This window comes from Mycobacterium montefiorense (assembly GCF_025823255.1).
Taxonomy (GTDB): domain Bacteria; phylum Actinomycetota; class Actinomycetes; order Mycobacteriales; family Mycobacteriaceae; genus Mycobacterium; species Mycobacterium montefiorense.
Genome location: NZ_JACKVL010000006.1, coordinates 139,954 through 158,783, shown reverse-complemented (window position 1 = coordinate 158,783; position 18,830 = coordinate 139,954). Strand labels below are relative to the sequence as shown.

Here is an 18,830-nt window from a genome sequence, read left to right as displayed (position 1 = left end):
ACCTCCAGACGTCCACCCGATGCTACCGCAGCACGGCCAACTGCCGGTGTGCCCGCGCCGTGCGATCAGGACGTCACTGCCTGGTAGGACTCCAAGGCCGCCGCCGCGGCATCCCGTATCCGCTGCGCGAGCGACTGGGGTTCAACCACCCGAACGTCCGGCCCGAATCCCAGCACCAGGCGTGTCATCCAGTCCTCGGAGGCGTAGGTCATGACCGCCTCACACGATCCGTCCGGCAACTCGCGTACGTCGCGCATCGGGTAGTACTCGAACATCCATGACGCCGAGGGCGCTACCCGCAGCCTGGCCGATGGCAGCGACGGATCGCCGTCGAACAGCGATGTGTCCGGGCGCGCCTGCAGCGCCGGCATGGGTGGGGCGGCCGGCTCGCCCAGCTCGCTGGCCTCGACGATCCGGTCGAATCGGAACAGCCGCACACCTTCGGCTTCACGGGACCAGGCCTCCAGGTAGCTGTGGCCGCCGATCAGCAACACCCGGATGGGGTCGACGGTTCGGCTGGTCAGCGTGTCGTGTGAGGCGGAGTAGTAGTCGATAGCCAGCGCGTGCTTGTACTGCACCGCCGTACGCACGGTAGCCGCGGCCCGGTTCTCGATCGGCGCCGGCTCGTCGATCGCCGTCACCGAACTCGTTGCGTCGTGTCCGACAGTGCCGGCCGCCGCGGCGATCTTGGCGATCGCGGTACGCGCCGCCTCCGGATCGACCACGCCCGGAATGTCGGCCAGCGCCCGCAGCGCGACGAGCAGACCGGTGGCCTCCGGAGAGGTGAGCTTGAGCGGCCGGTCGATGCCCGCCGAGAACGTCACCTCGATGGTGTCGCCGGAGAACTCGAAGTCGATCAGATCACCCGGGAAGTAGCCGGGCAGCCCACACATCCAAAGCTGGTTGAGGTCTTCTTCCAGCTGTTTGGCCGACACCCCCAGCTTGGCGGCGGCTTCCGCGCGGGTGATCCGCGGATTGGCCTGGAAATACGGCACCATGTTGAGCAGCCGAACCAGGCGGGTGGACACGGGGGTCACGCGGGCGCTCCCGCGTGGGCACGCAGCCGGGCCAGCACGTCGTCGCGCAGCGGTTGCGGCTCGAGTACGACGGCGTCGGCCCCGTATCCGGCGATTTCGCGGGCCAGCCGGTCGGTGGAGCTGATGTCGACTTCGAGCACTTCACCGTCGCGGCCACCCAATTGCCGGGCGCCGGTGGACCGTCCGGCGCGGCGCAACGCGGTGGCCCGCCCGTCGGCAACCCACACCTGGGCCTGCCCGCCGGTCGGCGTCTCGGCCACCGTCTGGGCGACTATCTTGCGCAGGTCGATGCCGCCGGGGACGGTGACGGCGCCGGACGGACCGATCGGCGCGACCTCGGCGCCGATGCGGGAGAGCCGGAAGGTGCGGGTGGCCTCGCGATCACGGTCGTGGCCGACGAGATACCAGCGGCCCTTCTCGGTGACCACACCCCACGGCTCGACGGTGCGCATGGTGTAGGGCTCGGCGCGTGACGGCCGATGCGGGAACTGGACGGCCTGCCGGGAATCGATGGCGGACAACAGGATTCCGAGCACCTCCTCGGACCCGCGCAGGCCCGGCACGCCCTCCGGGGAGGCGATCGCCACCGGGGTCCCGTCATCGAAGGGGTCGACGTCGACGCCGGCGGCGCGCAGCTTCAGCAACGCGCCCTGGGTCGCGGTGATCAGCTCGGGCGACTCCCACAGCTGCGTGGCGACGGCGACCGCGGCCGCCTCATCCGCGGTCAGCTCGACCGCCGGCAGTGAGTACGCGTCGCGGTTGATCCGGTAGCCCTCGGTCGGGTCCAGCGCCGACACCCGGCCGACCTCGAGCGGGATGCCGAGGTCGCGTAGCTCGTTCTTGTCGCGTTCGAACATCCGGAAAAACGCCTCGAGGCTGGGGCTTTCCGAATAGCCAGCCACGCTGGACCGGATCTTTTCCGCGGTGATGTAGCCGCGGGTGGACAACAAGGCGATGACGAGATTGACCAGCCGTTCGACTTTCGAGGTCGCCATTTGCTCCAGATTAGATGGCCCGCATCGCGCGCGTGCACCGACTCGCCCGCGTCACTTTGGCCACATGAGCCACCTGATCAGCTGTAGACAGCCGATGGTCACATGCTGGCGATGAGCCGCTTGACCCGCTCGTCGACCGCCCGGAAGGGGTCTTTGCACAGCACGGTCCGCTGCGCCTGGTCGTTGAGCTTCAGGTGGACCCAGTCGACGGTGAAGTCGCGGCCGGCCGCCTGAGCGGCGCTGATGAACTCGCCACGCAGCCTGGCACGGGTGGTCTGAGGCGGGTTCTCGACGGCCTCGGCGATGTCCTCATCGGTGGTGACGCGTGCCGCCAGGCCCTTGCGCTGCAGCAGTTCGAAGACGCCGCGACCGCGCTTGATGTCGTGATACGCCAGGTCCAGCTGGGCGATCTTCGGGTCGGACAGCTCCATGTTGTAGCGGTCCTGATAGCGCTGGAACAGTTTGCGCTTGATCACCCAGTCGATCTCGGTGTCGACCTTGGCGAAGTCCTGGCTTTCGACGGCGTCGAGCTGCCGGCCCCACAGGTCGACAACCTGCTCGATCTGCGCATTGGGCTCCCGGGTCTGCAGGTGCTCGACGGCGCGGCTGTAGTACTCGCGCTGGATGTCCAGCGCGCTGGCCTGACGCCCACCGGCCAGGCGCACCGGCCGGCGGCCGGTGACGTCGTGGCTGACCTCGCGGATCGCGCGGATCGGGTTGTCTAGCGAGAAGTCGCGGAAGGGCACACCGGATTCGATCATCTCGAGCACCAGCGCGGCCGTACCCACCTTGAGCATCGTGGTGGTCTCGCACATGTTCGAGTCGCCGACGATGACGTGCAGCCGCCGGTACTTCTCGGCATCGGCGTGCGGCTCGTCGCGGGTGTTGATGATCGGGCGGCTCCGAGTGGTGGCCGACGAAACGCCTTCCCAGATGTGCTCGGCGCGCTGCGATAGGCAGAACGTCGCGGCTTTGGGGGTCTGCAGCACCTTGCCCGCCCCGCAGATCAGTTGGCGGGTGACCAGGAACGGCAGCAGCACATCGGAAATCCGGGAGAACTCGCCGGCGCGCACGATCAGGTAGTTCTCGTGGCAGCCGTAGGAGTTGCCCGCCGAGTCGGTGTTGTTCTTGAACAGGTAGATGTCGCCGCCGATGCCTTCGTCGGCGAGCCGTTGCTCGGCGTCTACCAGCAGGTCTTCCAGCACCCATTCGCCGGCCCGGTCGTGGGTGACCAGCTGCACCAGGCTGTCGCATTCGGCGGTGGCGTACTCGGGGTGGCTGCCGACGTCGAGGTACAGGCGGGCGCCGTTACGCAAGAAGACGTTGGAGCTGCGGCCCCAGGACACCACCCGGCGGAAAAGGTAGCGAGCTACCTCGTCCGGCGACAGGCGGCGATGGCCGTGGAACGTGCAGGTGACACCGAACTCAGTCTCGATGCCCATGATTCGTCGCTGCACACAATTGAGGGTACTTGCTGTGTCGCCGCGGCGGTCAGCAAGCCGCCCGGCGAGTGGTGCTAATTGACTAACACACGGATTTAGCCGCCACGCTGGACGAGCCCCATCGAACCATCGCGATCCCGGATGCGAGGCCGACCACCGTGTAGAATTGATGGTGCTCGTTACCGCGAGCCCAGTCGTTTTAGAAAGGCTTTGTCAGCCCTGTGGACAGATCCAGGGTCGCGGAATACCCGCGGCCGGACCACGTCATCGCACACATCAGCGACACCCACCTCATAGCCGGTGACGGCGACCTCTACGGCGACGTCGATGCGGAGGCTCGATTATCCGAGCTGCTTGAGCGGCTTGAGGCTTCCCAAATACGCCCCGACGCAGTCATTTTCACCGGCGACCTGGCCGACAAGGGACAGCCCGGGGCTTACCGCAAGCTGCGCTGCCTGGTTGAGCCGTTGGCCGATCGCCTTGGAGCTGAGGTCATCTGGGTGATGGGTAACCACGACAACCGAGCGGCACTGCGCGAGCATCTGTTGCGCGAGGCTCCGACGATGGCGCCGATGGACCGGGTGCACGATATCGCGGGTTTGCGGGTAATCGTCTTGGACACTTCGGTTCCCGGCTACCATCACGGGGAGATCGCGCCGGCGCAGTTGCAGTGGCTCGCGGCGCAGCTGGCCGAACCCGCCCCCTTCGGCACCATCCTCGCGATGCATCACCCGCCGATTCCCTGCGTGCAGGACCTCTCCGTCATGGTAGAGCTGCGCGATCAAGGCCCACTTGCCGCGGTTCTGCGTGGCACCGATGTGCGCAGCATCCTCGCCGGACACCTGCACTACTCGACCTCGGCGACCTTTGCCGGCATTCCTGTTTCGGTTGCCTCGGCCAGCTGCTATTCCCAGGACCTTCTGACGGCGGGGACCCGGGGTCGCGATGGTGCACAGGCATTCAATCTCGTGCACTGCTACCCAGAAACTGTGGTGCACACCGTTATTCCGCTGGCCAGCGGTCCCACTGTGGGACGGTTCGTACGGCCGGCGGCCGTGCGCCAAGAACTCGCCGACGCCGGGGTGAGTATTCTTCCGGCCAGCCGGATACCGCGCATCGCACATCAGCTCGCGCGCACATGGCCAGCTGCCAGCCGACGCACGGACTAACGCACCTTCACTCGCCGCCGATTTTCAGTCGTCTTCGGCTCCTCGCTCCCACGGCGCGGGCACCGGGAAGTACCGGTCCAGAAACTCGCCGACAACATGCGCCCGCTCGCCCATGCTCACTTCCGGGAAGCTGCCATCGTTGAGGCAGAAGAAGTCGAACTTGCGCTTCCTCAGCAGCTGCGGCAATTTGGCCAGCCCCGACCGCATTGTGGTGTCGACGTAGAGCACCTTGGCGCACTCGTGCTGAACCGCACGGCCAGTCATCAATGCGTAGTAGTGGTACAGCGAATTGGTCACCGAGATGTCGGTGCTGGCGCGAAAGCGACTCGCTTGAGTGCGCGCGAACTCCTGCGGAAACTCACGCTCGAGTTCCAGCAACACGCTCTTGCGCAGCGGGGCAGCGCTGTGCTCGAGGTGGCGCGTGATGACCTTCCCGAACTTGTCCCACAGCAACTGCCGGTTGACGCGCGCTGCGTTCTCGAAGCCGCTGCGCTCCGGATGGTTGGCGCCAAGTCCGATGCGCGTGCCCGCTTCGATGAACTTCGTGACGCCTCCCGGCGAGAAGAACATTGTGGGTGAAACGGGCCGGCCGAAGAACATGTCATCGTTCGAGTAGAGGAAATGCTCTGCCAGACCTGGGATGTGGTGCAGCTGGCTCTCGACCGCGTGGCTGTTGTACACCGGCAACGCCGACAGATCGGTGAAGTGATCCTCGGCGCGCACGATGGTGACCTTCGGGTGGGCGGCGAGCCACCTGGGAACCGGCGAATCCGTCGCGACGAAAATCCGTCGCACCCATGGGGCGAAGGCGTGCACCGAGCGCAGCGCGTACTTCAATTCGTCGATCTGACGGATGCGCGCATCGGCTTCATCGCCTTCGCCGACAACCTGCCCCGCCATCGCCGCCGCGCGCCGTGCGCAGAACTCCGGGTCGTTGCCGTCCACCCAGGAGAACACCATGTCGATGTCGAACGTCACGTCGCCGGCGTGGGGGGCGAACATGCCGTCGATCGTCCGCCACGTGCGGCCGAACATATCGACGGTGGTGTACGCGATGTCGGCGAGCACCAACACCTTGCGCGTGAGCGAATTCTCGATCGGACAAATCGCCTGCATCCCATCGAAGACCCAGAACTGCAGCTCGACCCCGGCAGACGCGCCGTAACGCAGCCCAAAACGCGGGCATTCCCGGTGGCGAAACACCCGCAGCAACCGCGGGTCCGGGTCTGCCGACAGCAGGCCATCACCCAGGTACACCGAGCGGCGCCCGGTCCCGTCGAGGATCTTGGCGCGCAGCGGCACTTCAAGACATGCGGACATCAGAGTCTCGGCGACCCGGGCGCGCAACGCGATGTCCACGACAAGCGCCGGGCGGCCGTCCGCACCGCGGATCAGAACGAAAGGGACGCCCGCCATGTTCAGTTCGTCGCAGACGAACAACAGGTCGGCCAACATCGCCTCATACGGAGTCAGGCGCACCTCATCGGCCGAGCTGATTGAGCCCGCCCGGGGGGCGACATCGACCAATCTGGTCATGGGAACACCTGCCTTCCAGAGTCAATACGGGTCACGACATGCACAAAGAGGGAACCCGCGAAGCGGAATAGCAGGCGATGCTGCCCCCACACGTTGAGCTTCGGCACTGAACGACGTATCCCCGGGAGCCGGGAAAGCCACTTGGGACCACCCCTTAAGCCGGGGAGATCTGTCCTGATCTTGGGCGTCTCTCGACGTCGTGAGATCAGTGGCCTGTGTTCGTTCAGGAGCCTCGCCTAACGAGGTGCCTCAGCAGGCTAGCTCCGTTTCAGGCTTCCGGCAACACGCTTTTGCGTGCGAAGACGCAGCCGAAGCGCGCGGTGCGGCTCAAGTCCCACGTCACGCCCGCCTCCACAGTCACCTCGCGCTTAGCCGCGCGTCGGCTACTCGGACGGCTCTTCGGGCGCCGAGGTGCCCTTGTCAGGCGACTTGGAGACCGATTTGGGCAGTAGCACCTCGAGGGCGGGTCCCGTCATCCGCCGGAACGCGCGCCGCGGCCGGTTGGCGTCCAGGATGGCGACCTCGAGATTGGCTACGTCCAGTGCAGGCTGGTCGCCGTTCGAGGAGTCGGCGCTGCCGGCCCGCAGCGCGTCGATCGCGATCCCCAAAGCTTCGCGCAGGTCGGCGTTTTCGGCGTACGACTCCTTGAGCGCGGTCGTGATCGGCTCTGTGGTCCCGCCCATCACCACGAAGTGCGGCTCGTCGGCGATGGACCCGTCGTAGGTGATCCGGTACAACTCAGGCGGTTTCGTCTCGCCGTAGTGCGCAACCTCGGCGACGCACAGCTCGACCTCGTAGGGCTTGGCTTGCTCGGTGAAGATGGTGCCGAGGGTCTGCGCGTAGACGTTGGCCAGCTGCCGGCCGGTGACATCGCGGCGGTCGTAGGCGTAGCCGCGGGTGTCGGCGAACTGAATGCCCCCACGGCGCAGATTGTCGAATTCGTTGAACTTGCCCGCAGCCGCAAAGCCGACACGGTCGTAGAGTTCGCTGATCTTCTGCAGCGAGCGCGACGGATTCTCCGCGACGAAAAGCACGCCGCCGGAGTAGGCCAGCGCCACCACGCTGCGGCCCCGCGCGATGCCCTTGCGCGCGAGCTCGCTGCGCTCACGCATCGCCTGCTCAGGCGAGATGAAATACGGGAAGCTCACTTCTCACCGCCATCCGGACCGAAAGTGTCAGCGCGCGAGCGGCTTTCGATGACCTCCCGGGCTAGTTCGGCGATCCGGCTCTCGGGCACGTCGACTGCTCCTTCGGCACCGATGGTGACCGCCGTGGGGAAGATGCCGCGAACCAGATCCGGTCCGCCGGTGGCGGAATCGTCGTCGGCGGCGTCGTAGAGCGCTTCCACGGCGACTCGCACCGCGGAATCGGCGTCGGCGACTCGGGAATACAGCTTCTTGATCGAGGACTTGGCGAAGATCGACCCCGACCCCACCGACTGGTATCCCTCTTCCTCGATGTTCCAGCCACCCGCCGCGTCGAACGACACTATGCGCCCGGCGCTTTCGGGATCGGCCGCGTGGATGTCGTAGCCCGCCAGCAGCGGCAGGGCCACCAGCCCCTGCATCGCGGCGGCGAGGTTGCCGCGCACCATGATCGCGAGCCGGTTTACCTTGCCGGCGAAGGTGAGCGGTACGCCTTCCAACTTCTCGTAGTGCTCGAGCTCCACGGCATAGAGGCGGGCGAATTCGACCGCGATCGCGGCCGTGCCGGCGATGCCGGTCGCGGTGTAGTCGTCGGTGATGTAGACCTTTTTGACGTCGCGGCCGGCGATCATGTTGCCCTGCGTGGAGCGCCGGTCACCGGCGATGAGCACACCGCCGGGATATTTCAGGGCGACGATCGTGGTGCCGTGCGGCAGGTGTCCGGCGTCACCACCGGATTGACCTCCACCGCCACCCAGCACTGCGGGTAGCAATTCCGGCGCCTGGCGGCGCAACAGGTCGGCGAACGAAGACGTGTTTACAGCAGAGAATCCGGGTAGTGACGAGTTAGTGGGCAGGCGATCGGGGAAAGACCAGGTCACTGTCCGCCCTTTTGGACGTACGCACGAACGAAGTCCTCCGCGTTTTCCTCAAGGACGTCGTCAATCTCGTCGAGCAAGTCGTCGGTCTCCTCGGTCAGTTTCTCGCGACGCTCTTGACCCGCGGCTGTGGTGCCAACGACGTCGTCGCCGCCGCCTCCGCCACGCTTGGTCTGCTCCTGCGCCATCGCCGCCTCCTGCTTCGTCTGGGCTGTTCACTGGCCGCTTAAACATGCCCGCTGGTATCTCTACCCTACCGGTCGAACCCGACGTTCTTCGGTTAACAAGCCTCAGCTCGTCAGTTGTTCCACCAGTTCGACGGCACTGTCAACGGAGTCCAGCAAGGCCCCGACATGCGCCTTGCTGCCCCGCAGCGGCTCCAGCGTCGGAATGCGCACCAGCGAATCGCCACCGAGATCGAAAATCACCGAGTCCCAACTGGCTGCGGCGATGTCGCCCCCGAACCTGCGCAGGCACTCGCCGCGGAAATACGCGCGGGTGTCGGTCGGCGGATTGTCGACCGCCTCGATCACCTGGTGCTCGCTGACCAGACGCTTCATCGAGCCACGCGCCACCAGCCGGTTGTACAGGCCCTTGTCCAGCCGGACATCGGAATACTGCAGGTCGACAAGGTGCAGTCGGGGTGCCGACCAGGCCAGGTTCTCGCGCTGCCGGAAACCCTCGAACAGTCGCAGCTTGGCCGGCCAGTCCAGCAGCTCCGCGCATTCCATCGGGTCGCGCTCAAGCAGATCAAGCACGTGTGCCCAGGTTTCCACGACGTCGGCGGCCCGCGGATCGGGGTCGCGACCGTCGACCAGCTTGGCCACCCGGTCGAGGTACATCCGTTGCAGCGCAAGAGCAGTCAGTTCCCGGCCGTCCGCCATGGCCACCGCGACGCGCAGCGACGGGTCACGGCTGATCGCGTGGACCGCGTGCACCGGCCGGGCCAACGCCAGGTCGCTCAGGTCGATCCCGTGCTGCGGGCCTTCTTCGATCAGGTCCAGCACCAGCGCCGTGGTGCCCAGCTTCAGGTAGGTCGACGTTTCGGCGAGGTTAGCGTCGCCGATGATGACGTGTAGCCGGCGGTACCGGTCGGCGTCGGCGTGCGGTTCGTCGCGGGTGTTGATGATGCCGCGCTTCAGCGTCGTCTCCAGCCCGACCTCGACTTCGATGTAGTCGGAGCGCTGGGACAGCTGGAAGCCGGGCTCATCACCCGAGGGGCCGATACCGACCCGGCCAGAGCCGGTGACGACCTGCCGGGACACTAAAAACGGGGTCAGACCGGCGATGATCGACGAAAACGGCGTCTGCCGGCTCATCAGGTAGTTCTCGTGCGATCCGTACGAGGCACCCTTGCCGTCGACATTGTTCTTGTAAAGCTGCAGCTTGGCGGCTCCGGGCACGCTGGCGACGTGCCGCGCGGCGGCCTCCATCACCCGCTCGCCGGCTTTGTCCCAGATCACGGCGTCCAGCGGGTCGGTGCACTCGGGCGCGGAGTATTCGGGGTGCGCGTGGTCGACATAGAGCCGCGCCCCGTTGGTCAGGATCATGTTGGCGGCACCGACCTCGTCGGCGTCGACGACCGGCGGCGGCCCGGCCGAACGGCTCAGGTCGAAACCTCGGGCGTCGCGCAGCGGCGACTCCACCTCGTAATCCCAGCGGGTGCGCTTGGCGCGTTGGATGCCGGCGGCGGCCGCGTAAGCCAGCACCGCCTGAGTCGAAGTAAGGATCGGGTTGGCAGTTGGGTCGGAAGGCGACGAAATGCCGTACTCGACCTCCGTCCCGATAATCCGTTGCATCCGTTCAGCGTAGGCCGGGCAACGACGTACCCGGCGTTGGGGCAACCGCGCGGCCGATACGGGCCTGCCGCCGATCGTCGAAACATCTTCTGGCTGAAGATGCTTCAGGAGCAGACGGGCGCACCGCCCGACGGCCGTGGCGGCACCCGCCGAACGCGCCGCCGAACAAATCCTGACCTGCGTGAAAACGCCCAACACAGGGGTTGCTGCGCCACTAGGGTGACCCGGTGTGGACCCAACTTTGCGCCGCACACCGGGCAGCCAGAAGGCGGCGACAGCCGAGGCGGAACAGTGGTTCCTCGAGCGCGGTTTGCCGTCCGTGCTGACCCGGCGGGGCCGATGGCGACGGCTCTGGCCGCGGTCCGCTCCGATGCTGGCCGCGTGGACGGGAGTCGAGGCCTGCCTGCTGGGCGTCTATCTCGTCAGCAACGGCCGCGAGGTCTTCATTGATGGGACACCGTCCACCCGGCAATGGGTCATCCTGGCGTTGCTCGCGGCCGCTCTCCCGCTGGCCGCTCTGATCGGTTGGCTGGTGTCGCGGGTATCGGACGGGCGCGCCCGCGCGACGATCGCGACCGCAGCGCTGGCGTTTGCGATCGTCTGCGGGTTCGTCGAAAGCGGCCCGATCCAACTGACCCGGGACGCCGCGATTCTGGGCCTGGTGCTGCTGCTGACCGGCTCGGGCGTCGGATCGGTGCTCGCCTGGGCGGTGCGCATGACGTTCGAGCACCTTGCCACGGTCGGCACGCTGGCGATCAGGGCGCTGCCGATTGTGCTGCTGACCGCGTTGGTGTTCTTCAACACCTACGTCTGGCTGATGGCGGCAACTATTAACGGGAAGCGGATCTCGCTGGCCATATTCTTTCTGCTCGGCATCGCGGGGGCGTTCGTCGTGTCCAAGACCGTGGAACGAGTGAGGCCGCTGCTGAAGTCGACGGCGTCGCTGCCCGAGGACAGCGACAGCCTTGCCAACACTCCCTTCGCGGCGATGCTTGACCCGTCGCCGGGCTCAGCGCTGAGAAAGTCGGAACGCCTCAATGTGGTTTTCCTGCTAGCTGCCTCGCAACTAGTCGAGATCCTGGTGGTGGCAATCGTCGGCGCCACGATGTATCTCATTCTCGGGCTGATCATTCTGACGCCGCAGCTGCTCAACGAATGGACCCACACCTACGTCAGCACCGCGACAGTCATGGGATGGACACTGCCCGTACCGGATTCGCTGATCCACATGTGCCTGTTCCTCGGCGCGTTGACGTTCATGTACATCAGCGCCCGCGCCGTCGACGACGCCGAGTACCGGGGCATGTTCCTCGATCCACTCATCAACGACTTGCATGTCTCGCTGGCTGCCCGCAACCGCTACCGAGGCGCCATCAATTGCGTCGCCACGACGACAGAAAGCGAGTAACAAGTGCCCGACCTATCTGGAAAGCGTTACGGTGAAGTGCTTCTCGTTGAAGTCGGCGAATCTGGCCCACAGGCGACCGTCTACAACAGCTTTCCGCTCAACGACTGCCCGGCCGAGCTGTGGTCAGCGCTCGACCCGCAGGCAATCGCAGAGGAACACGGCGCTGCCGCGGCGTTGCTCAATGGTCCGCGCTACTGGCTGATGAACAACATCGAAAAGCACGCCGAGGGCCCGCAGGAACGGATGACGTTCGGCGGGATCGAGATGATCAAGCAAGCCACCGTTGCGCTTTCGTCGATGAACCCCGCCCCGTACACCGTCAACGAAGTGACCCGCAATACGGTCTTCGTCTTCAACGCCGGCGAAGAGGTGTACGAACTCATCGATCCCGAAGGCAAGCGCTGGGTCATGCAGACCTGGAGTCAGGTCGCAGACCCCAGCCTGTCCCGGGCCGACCTGGCCGGGCTGGCCGGCCGGCTCACGCTGCCCGCGGGCTGGAGTTATCAGCCGCGCGTGCTCACCGAGACATTGCGGGTGGACACGACGACTCGCCCCGCCCGCGTGACGCAGGACGATCTGACGAACAGCTACTCGTTCGAATTCGACTGAGCCGACTAGGGATTGATCCCTAGAGGTACTGGCCGAGGTTCGATTCGGTGTCGATGGCGCGCGACGCGCTGGACGACTTGCCGGTGACCAGGGTACGGATGTACACGATCCGCTCGCCCTTCTTGCCCGAGATCCGCGCCCAGTCGTCGGGGTTGGTGGTGTTGGGCAGGTCCTCGTTCTCGGCGAACTCATCGACGATCGAGTCGAGCAGATGCTGAATACGCAAGCCCCGCTGGCCGGTCTCCAGCACCGACTTGATGGCGTTCTTCTTCGCCCGGTCGACGACGTTCTGGATCATCGCGCCGGAGTTGAAGTCCTTGAAGTACATGACTTCCTTGTCACCGTTGGCGTAGGTGACCTCCAGGAACCGGTTGTCGTCGATCTCGGCGTACATCCGCTCGACGACCTTTTCGATCATCGCACCGATGCAGGCCGACCGGTCGCCGTCGAACTCGGCGAGATCGTCGGCATGCACCGGCAGCGATTCGACAAGGTATTTCGAGAAGATGTCTTGTGCCGCTTCGGCATCGGGTCGCTCGATCTTGATCTTGACGTCGAGGCGGCCGGGCCGCAGGATCGCGGGGTCGATCATGTCCTCGCGGTTGGAGGCGCCGATCACGATGACGTTCTCCAGCCCCTCCACGCCGTCGATCTCGCTCAGCAGCTGCGGGACCACCGTGGTCTCGACGTCCGACGAGACACCCGTTCCGCGGGTGCGGAAGATCGAGTCCATCTCGTCGAAGAACACGATCACCGGCGTTCCCTCGGACGCCTTCTCACGGGCCCGCTGGAAGATCAGCCGGATGTGGCGCTCGGTCTCGCCGACAAACTTGTTCAGCAGCTCGGGGCCCTTGATGTTGAGGAAGTACGACTTGGCCTCGCGAGCGTCGTCGCCGCGCACCTCGGCCATCTTCTTGGCTAGCGAGTTGGCCACCGCCTTGGCGATCAGCGTCTTACCGCAGCCGGGCGGACCGTAGAGCAGCACGCCCTTGGGCGGACGCAGCGCGTACTCGCGGTACAGCTCCTTGTGCAGGAACGGCAGCTCCACGGCATCGCGGATCTGCTCGATCTGGCGAGTCAGGCCGCCGATGTCCTGGTAGCTGACATCGGGCACCTCTTCCAGGACCAGGTCCTCGACCTCGGCCTTGGGAATGCGCTCGAACGCGTAGCCGGCCTTGGTGTCGACCAGTAGAGAATCGCCAGGCCGCAACTTGCGCGGCCTGGTGTCATCGTTGAGTGCGTCGGGAACGCCGTCCGGCAGATCCTCCGCCACCAGTGGCTCCGCGAGCCAGACGATCCGCTCCTCGTCGGCGTGACCGACGACCAATGCTCGGTGCCCGTCGTTGAGCACCTCGCGCAACGTAGAGATCTCGCCGACCGATTCGTACGTCCCGGCTTCGACGACGGTCAGGGCTTCGTTGAGCCGAACCGTCTGTCCCTTGCGCAGGGACGGCACGTCGATGTTGGGCGAGCACGTCAGTCGCATCTTGCGACCCGAGGTGAACACGTCGACCGTTTCGTCCTCGTGGGTGGCAAGCAAAACGCCGTAGCCGCTCGGTGGCTGCCCCAGCCGGTCGACTTCCTCGCGGAGCGCCAACAACTGCTGTCGGGCCTCTTTAAGAGTTTCCATTAACTTCGAATTGCGGGAGGCAAGCGAGTCGATGCGGGCTTCGAGCTGATGCACGTCGCGCGAGGAGCGGGCGCCGCCCTGCGATCCGGCGGCCTGCTCGAGTTGATCGCGCAGCGCTGCTGCCTCGCGGCGTAACTGTTCCAACTCGGCGGCATCGCCGCTGGACATGTCAGTTTCGCGATCGATACCGAATGCTTCAGAACGCTCTGAGTCACCCATGTTGCGCTCCTTTCCCGCCCCGAATTGATGCGGTGGATTCTTTAACGCTACCGGCGATTGGCTGTTCATGCGTGAACTCAAAAGCCATCAAAAGTCGCGTCTTCACTCCCACTGGTAACCTCAGCGTCGATTTGGGACCACCGAGAGGACACCCCGTGACCGCAAAACCCCTCACCACAGGCACTACCGTGGTCGCGGTCATCAACGCAATGTTTCCAACTGTGACTTCTATTGCACCAGTTGGCCGGATCGCAGCAACCACCCCCCTCCAAGAATCAGGCCTCGCCGAATAGCCCGGCCGACCGCAGGGATGCACCGACACTTGTCCGTAGCACTGAGCGCCGCCACCGCCGTGGCGACGCTCGGGCTGACGGGATGCGCGCACAGCGAACCCAAGGTGCTGCCGTCGAGTAGCTCGGCAGCCGCGGAGCCCACGTCCAGCCCGCTGATCGTCACGGCCCCCCCGACCGCCCCCGTCCCGGTGGCCGAGGCTCTGGTCGAAGTGCTTAACCGGCTTGTCGACCCGAACATTCCGGGCATCAACAAGGTGAACCTCGTTGAAGGCGCGACGCCGGAGAGCGCCGCCACGCTGGACAAACTCGTCAACGCGCTGCGTGACAATGGCTACTTGCCGATGACTTTCGTGGCAAACAACATCGCGTGGTCGGACAAGAATCCGTCCAACGTGGTGGCCACCGTCAGCGTCAACACTGCCAAGGGAAGCAACAGCAAGTTCACCTTCCCGATGGAGTTCGCCCCGCTGCAGGGCGGCTGGCAGCTGTCCCGGCGAACAGCCGAAATGCTTTTGGCCCTGGGTAACTCGGCGGCCTCGACGCCTCCGCCTCCGAGCCCGACGCTTCCCCTGCCCCCGCCGCCGGAACCCGTCCAGCCACCCGCGCCGCCTCCACCACCTGCGCCGTCCCCGCCACCCGAGTCCGCTCCTGCGCAACGTCCGCCCGGCTGATGTGGATCGCCTGGCTCGAGTTCGACGTGTTGCTGGGTGACGTGCGATCGCTCAAGCAGAAGCGATCGGTGATCCGTCCCGTTGTTGCCGAGCTGCGCCGCAAGTTCAGCGTGTCGGCCGCGGAGACCGGATCGCAGGATCTGCATCGGCGAGCGGGCATCGGGGTGGGCGTCGTGTCCGGCGACCGTAGCCATGCCGTCGAAGTCCTCGACGCGGCCGAACGTCTGGTCGCCGCGCATCCCGAGTTCGAAGTGCTGTCGGTGCAACGCTCGCTGGTACGCAGCGAGGACTACGCCTAGCCGTCCCTGCCCGGACGCTTGCGACCCAACGGCACCGGGGCGATCGTGCCCGGCGCGAGACGTCGCGACGCCACCAGGAACGCGGTGTGGCCGCGCATCGAGTGCTGCGGACGGACGGCCAGGCCGACAACATGCCAGCCGCGCTGGATCGTCTCCCAGGCCCGCGGTTCGGTCCAGCACTGCTGGGCCCGCAGCGCCTCCACCACCTAGGACAGCTGGGTGACCGTGGCCACGTAGATCACCAGCACCCCGCCGGCGACCACGAGCCGCGACACGGCGTCGAGCACCTCCCACGGTGACAGCATGTCCAGCACGGCCCGGTCGAAGGAGTCGTCGGGCAGCCCGGAGTCGATGACGTCGCCGACGACCAGCTCCCAGTTGGCGGGTGCCCCGTCGAAAAAGACGGTCACGTTGCGCCGCGCATGTTCGGCGTGATCCGGCCGCACTTCGTAGGAGACCACCCGCCCCTCGGGTCCCACGGCGCGCAACAGCGAACAGGTCAACGCGCCCGACCCGGCGCCGGCCTCCAGCACGCGGGCGCCCGGAAAGATGTCGCCCTCGTGCACGATCTGGGCGGCATCCTTCGGATAGATGACCTGAGGCCCCCGCGGCATCGACATGATGTAGTCGACCAGCAGCGGGCGCAGCACCAGGTAGGGGTTGCCGTTGCTGGATTTGACCACGCTGCCCTGTTCCAGACCGATGATCATGTCGTGCGGGATGGCACCGCGATGGGTGTGGAACTCGGCGCCTGCCACGAGCTCCACCGTGTAGTGACGGCCCTTGGCGTCGGTCAGCTGGACGCGCTCGCCGACGGTGAATGGACCGGTGTTGGACACGCCGTTCAGCGTGCCAGCCGACTCGCCGTTACCGATGCTCGGGGTTGTCAGCCTGCAGTTCTAGGCTGCGAATATGACCGACCAGCCGCAAGACCAGGCGCGGCCGGCTTCCAGACCGGCACTATCACCGTCGCGAGCGGCGGACTTCAAGCAGTGCCCGTTGCTGTACCGGTTCCGGGCGATCGACCGGCTGCCCGAGCCGCCGTCGACGGCGCAGATCCGCGGGTCGGTGGTGCACGCCGCGCTGGAACAGCTCTATGGCCTGCCCGCGGCATCGCGCGGGCTAGATACGGCGATATCGCTGGTGGAACCCGCCTGGGAGCACGTGGTCGCCGCCGAACCCGACCGGATCGGCGAGCTGGACTCCGCGCAGCGGACCCAGGTGCTGGAGGAAGCCCGCGCGTTGCTGTCCGGCTACTACCGGCTGGAGGACCCCACTCGATTCGACCCGCAATGCTGCGAGCAGCGAGTGGAGGTCGAACTCGCCGACGGCACTCTGCTGCGTGGATTCATCGACCGAATCGACGTCGCGGCGACCGGCGAGCTGCGGGTGGTCGACTACAAGACCGGTAAGGCGCCACCGGAGGCGCGCGCGCTGGCCGAATTCAAGGCGATGTTCCAGATGAAGTTCTACGCGGTGGCGCTGCTGCGTACCCGCGGCGTGCCGCCCACCCGGCTGCGCCTCATCTACCTGGCCGACGGCCAGGTGCTGGACTATTCGCCCGAGCTCGACGAGCTGCTGCGCTTCGAGAAGACACTGATGGCGATCTGGCGTGCGATCCAATCCGCGGGTGCGACAGGCGATTTCCGTCCTCACCAGTCGCGATTGTGCGATTGGTGCCCGCACCACGAATACTGTCCGGTTTTCGGGGGCACCCCACCGCCCTACCCCGGCTGGCCGGATCACGCTCGGACACAGGCCATTTCGCATACGACCGAGCCGGCGGCGTAATCGACTAGTCGAGCGGCGACATTTCTTGCAGCATCGTGGGAATGAGCTCGCTGACGGTGGGATGGATATGCATCGTGCGCGACAGTGTGGTGTATGGCGCCTTGGCGGACATGACGTCCAGAATGGCGTGAATCGCCTCATCGCCGCCGACGCCGAGGATGGCCGCGCCAAGGATCTGTTGGGTGTCGGCGTCGACGATGACTTGCATAAAGCCTTGCGTCTCACCCTTTTCCACAGCCCTGCCCACCCTTGTCATCGGCCGCTTACCGAGCAGCGCGTTGCGCCCCGATTTGCGCACCTCGTCGACCGTCATGCCGGCGCGCCCCAGCGGCGGATCAATGTAGAGCGCGTAGGTGGTGATGCGGTCGCTCACCCAGCGTGGATCGTCGTCGAGCAGGTTGGCGGCGACAATCTCGAAATCGTTGTACGAGGTATGGGTGAACGCGCCCTTGCCGTTGCAATCGCCCATCGCCCAAATGTGATCGACGTTCGTCTTGAGCTGGTCGTCGACCGCGATATAGCCGTGGGCGTCGGTCTGCACCCCGGCAGCGTCCAGCCCCAGATCGTCGGTGTTGGGCTGCCGGCCCACCGCCAGCAACAAGTGGCTGCCGCCGATGGGGTTGGCACCGGCGCGAGGTGTGAGTTCGAATCCGCTGTCACTCTTACTGATCCGCACGTCGTCGGCACCGAGGACCACGTCGATGTCTTCGGCCTCCAGGATTTCCTTGATGGTGGCCGAGACGTCCTCGTCTTCGCGGGAGGCCAGCCGCGGTCCCCGCTCCACGACGGTGACCTTCGCCCCGAAGCGCCGGTACATCTGGGCGAACTCCAGTGCGATGTAGCTGCCGCCGACGATCACGAGATGTGTTGGCAGTTCGTCGAGTTCGAGGATGGAAACGTTGGTGAGGAACTCGACATCGTCCAGGCCCGGGATGGTGGGCACGACCGCGCGGCCGCCGACGTTGAGGAAGATGCGATCGGCGTGCAGCTCGTCGTCACCGACGCGCAAGGTGTGCGGATCGATGAAGCGGGCGTGTCCGCGAACGACCGTGCAGCCGTCCATGCCGTCCAGCCAGTCCTCCACGCCCTTGCGGTCGGCGAGCATGATGCCGTCCTTGCGCGCCTTGACTTTCGCCATGTCCACACTGACCGAACCGGTCCCGACGCCGTATTCGGCGCCGCGACGGGCCGAGTGGGCGGCGTGCGCAGTGGCGACCAGCGTCTTGGTCGGGATGCATCCGTTGTTGACGCAGGTGCCGCCGATCAGTTTGCGCTCGACGACCGCGACGCGCTGGCCGGCGGCTGTCAGCCGCCCCGCGAGTGGGGGGCCTGCCTGGCCGGCACCGACGATGATCGCATCGAAATGCCGGCTCACTTAACCGCCGTGAGCAGGTATTGCGTCAGCTCGTGACCCGTGGCGGCAACGATGGCGAACCCACCCAGGATCGCGATCGCGTCCTCGAGCAGCGCGATCGGCAGGTCACGCCCGCCGCTGACCGCGACCAGCCGCTTGCGCGCCTGATAGCCGCCGAGGGTGCCGAGCACCGCGCCGATGATCCCTGCCCCCAGCGCGCTGAACGTCCAGTGCGGCCAGGCGCCGAGCACCGCGCCCGCAAACCCACCCATCAGCAGCCGGGCCGCGAAGACCGGTGGCGCAGTGCGGGGCGGGGTCTTGGGCAGCTTGTCGTTGACCACTTCGCCGACGGCGAGAACGGTGAAGACAACCACCGTAATGATGTTGGCCATCCACGATGCCCACGTGCCATGCAGGTCGATCCAACCCAGGTACGCGGCCCACGCGACGACGGCGGGTGCCGTCAAGGAACGCAACCCGGCGATAACACCAATCAGCAAAGCCAGCAAGAGAATAAGGACGTGTGTCACGGCGACCCTCCTGGGAATGACAGCG

Annotated in this window: 17 protein-coding genes, 1 pseudogene and 1 riboswitch; of the genes and pseudogenes, 6 read left to right on the top strand and 12 right to left on the bottom strand. The window is 66.0% G+C overall.

Annotated elements, in window-relative coordinates:
- Window positions 1-65: 65 nt before the first annotated feature.
- From H7K34_RS02590 to pafA, 3 genes are all read right to left on the bottom strand, one after another.
- Window positions 66-1,037, bottom strand: coding sequence for a helix-turn-helix transcriptional regulator (locus H7K34_RS02590; RefSeq protein ID WP_264059605.1), 972 nt, complete (start codon window positions 1,035-1,037; stop codon window positions 66-68).
- The gene (locus H7K34_RS02585; RefSeq protein ID WP_264059603.1) at window positions 1,034-2,032 is read right to left on the bottom strand and encodes a helix-turn-helix transcriptional regulator; all 999 of its coding nucleotides are present in this window, start codon (window positions 2,030-2,032) and stop codon (window positions 1,034-1,036) included. Before H7K34_RS02585 ends, H7K34_RS02590 begins: the two co-directional genes overlap by 4 nt.
- Window positions 2,033-2,130: 98 nt before the next feature.
- Window positions 2,131-3,489 (bottom strand): Pup--protein ligase, encoded by a 1,359-nt coding sequence (pafA, locus tag H7K34_RS02580; RefSeq protein ID WP_264059602.1) that lies wholly within the window; start codon window positions 3,487-3,489, stop codon window positions 2,131-2,133.
- A gap of 206 nt (window positions 3,490-3,695) precedes the next feature.
- Here pafA and H7K34_RS02575 point away from each other — a divergent pair, with 206 nt between their 5' ends.
- A complete protein-coding gene (locus tag H7K34_RS02575; protein ID WP_264059601.1) occupies window positions 3,696-4,643 on the top strand; it encodes a phosphodiesterase in 948 nt (315 codons plus the stop codon).
- A gap of 24 nt (window positions 4,644-4,667) precedes the next feature.
- Here the strand turns inward: H7K34_RS02575 and H7K34_RS02570 are convergent, their stop codons facing one another.
- From H7K34_RS02570 to dop, 5 genes are all read right to left on the bottom strand, one after another.
- A complete protein-coding gene (locus tag H7K34_RS02570; RefSeq protein ID WP_372510670.1) occupies window positions 4,668-6,179 on the bottom strand; it encodes a stealth family protein in 1,512 nt (503 codons plus the stop codon).
- 78 nt (window positions 6,180-6,257) lie between these two features.
- Window positions 6,258-6,430: riboswitch (M-box (ykoK) riboswitch) on the bottom strand.
- Window positions 6,431-6,562: 132 nt separating this feature from the next.
- A complete protein-coding gene (gene prcA, locus H7K34_RS02565) occupies window positions 6,563-7,327 on the bottom strand; it encodes a proteasome subunit alpha (RefSeq protein WP_264059599.1) in 765 nt (254 codons plus the stop codon).
- A complete protein-coding gene (prcB, locus tag H7K34_RS02560; RefSeq protein ID WP_264059597.1) occupies window positions 7,324-8,205 on the bottom strand; it encodes a proteasome subunit beta in 882 nt (293 codons plus the stop codon). The genes prcA and prcB overlap by 4 nt, the downstream gene beginning before the upstream one ends.
- On the bottom strand, window positions 8,202-8,390 hold the full coding sequence (locus H7K34_RS02555; protein WP_264059595.1) for a ubiquitin-like protein Pup: 189 nt from the start codon (window positions 8,388-8,390) through the stop codon (window positions 8,202-8,204). The genes prcB and H7K34_RS02555 overlap by 4 nt, the downstream gene beginning before the upstream one ends.
- Before the next feature lie 102 nt (window positions 8,391-8,492).
- Window positions 8,493-10,001 (bottom strand): pup deamidase/depupylase, encoded by a 1,509-nt coding sequence (gene dop / locus H7K34_RS02550; protein ID WP_264059593.1) that lies wholly within the window; start codon window positions 9,999-10,001, stop codon window positions 8,493-8,495.
- Between the two features lie 229 nt (window positions 10,002-10,230).
- Between dop and H7K34_RS02545 the strand changes: the two genes are divergently transcribed.
- Window positions 10,231-11,409 carry a hypothetical protein gene (locus H7K34_RS02545; RefSeq protein WP_264059592.1) on the top strand — a complete coding sequence of 393 codons (1,179 nt, stop codon included), beginning with the start codon at window positions 10,231-10,233 and terminating at the stop codon, window positions 11,407-11,409.
- Window positions 11,410-11,412: 3 nt separating this feature from the next.
- Complete coding sequence (locus H7K34_RS02540; RefSeq protein WP_264059589.1) at window positions 11,413-12,018, top strand: hypothetical protein; 606 nt, start codon at window positions 11,413-11,415, stop codon at window positions 12,016-12,018.
- 19 nt (window positions 12,019-12,037) lie between these two features.
- Here the strand turns inward: H7K34_RS02540 and arc are convergent, their stop codons facing one another.
- Window positions 12,038-13,867: a proteasome ATPase gene (gene arc, locus H7K34_RS02535; RefSeq protein WP_108924405.1), complete on the bottom strand. Its 1,830-nt coding sequence runs from the start codon at window positions 13,865-13,867 to the stop codon at window positions 12,038-12,040.
- Window positions 13,868-14,177: 310 nt separating this feature from the next.
- Between arc and H7K34_RS02530 the strand changes: the two genes are divergently transcribed.
- Together H7K34_RS02530 and H7K34_RS02525 are read left to right on the top strand one after the other, a co-directional pair.
- On the top strand, window positions 14,178-14,831 hold the full coding sequence (locus H7K34_RS02530) for a hypothetical protein (protein WP_264059577.1): 654 nt from the start codon (window positions 14,178-14,180) through the stop codon (window positions 14,829-14,831).
- Window positions 14,831-15,130 (top strand): DUF503 domain-containing protein, encoded by a 300-nt coding sequence (locus tag H7K34_RS02525; protein ID WP_108921786.1) that lies wholly within the window; start codon window positions 14,831-14,833, stop codon window positions 15,128-15,130. The genes H7K34_RS02530 and H7K34_RS02525 overlap by 1 nt, the downstream gene beginning before the upstream one ends.
- On the opposite strand, the pseudogene trmI reads toward H7K34_RS02525, so the two are convergent.
- Window positions 15,127-15,969 (bottom strand): annotated as a pseudogene (gene trmI / locus H7K34_RS02520) (tRNA (adenine(58)-N(1))-methyltransferase TrmI). The gene H7K34_RS02525 and the pseudogene trmI overlap by 4 nt on opposite strands.
- A gap of 73 nt (window positions 15,970-16,042) precedes the next feature.
- Here trmI and H7K34_RS02515 point away from each other — a divergent pair.
- Entirely contained in the window at window positions 16,043-16,921 is an 879-nt protein-coding gene (locus tag H7K34_RS02515; protein ID WP_264059574.1) for a RecB family exonuclease, read from the top strand.
- A gap of 4 nt (window positions 16,922-16,925) precedes the next feature.
- Here H7K34_RS02515 and H7K34_RS02510 read toward each other — a convergent pair whose 3' ends face one another.
- Window positions 16,926-18,296: an FAD-containing oxidoreductase gene (locus H7K34_RS02510; RefSeq protein ID WP_264059572.1), complete on the bottom strand. Its 1,371-nt coding sequence runs from the start codon at window positions 18,294-18,296 to the stop codon at window positions 16,926-16,928.
- Window positions 18,293-18,805 carry a DUF4126 domain-containing protein gene (locus tag H7K34_RS02505; protein WP_264059570.1) on the bottom strand — a complete coding sequence of 171 codons (513 nt, stop codon included), beginning with the start codon at window positions 18,803-18,805 and terminating at the stop codon, window positions 18,293-18,295. The genes H7K34_RS02510 and H7K34_RS02505 overlap by 4 nt, the downstream gene beginning before the upstream one ends.
- Window positions 18,806-18,830 lie beyond the last annotated feature (25 nt).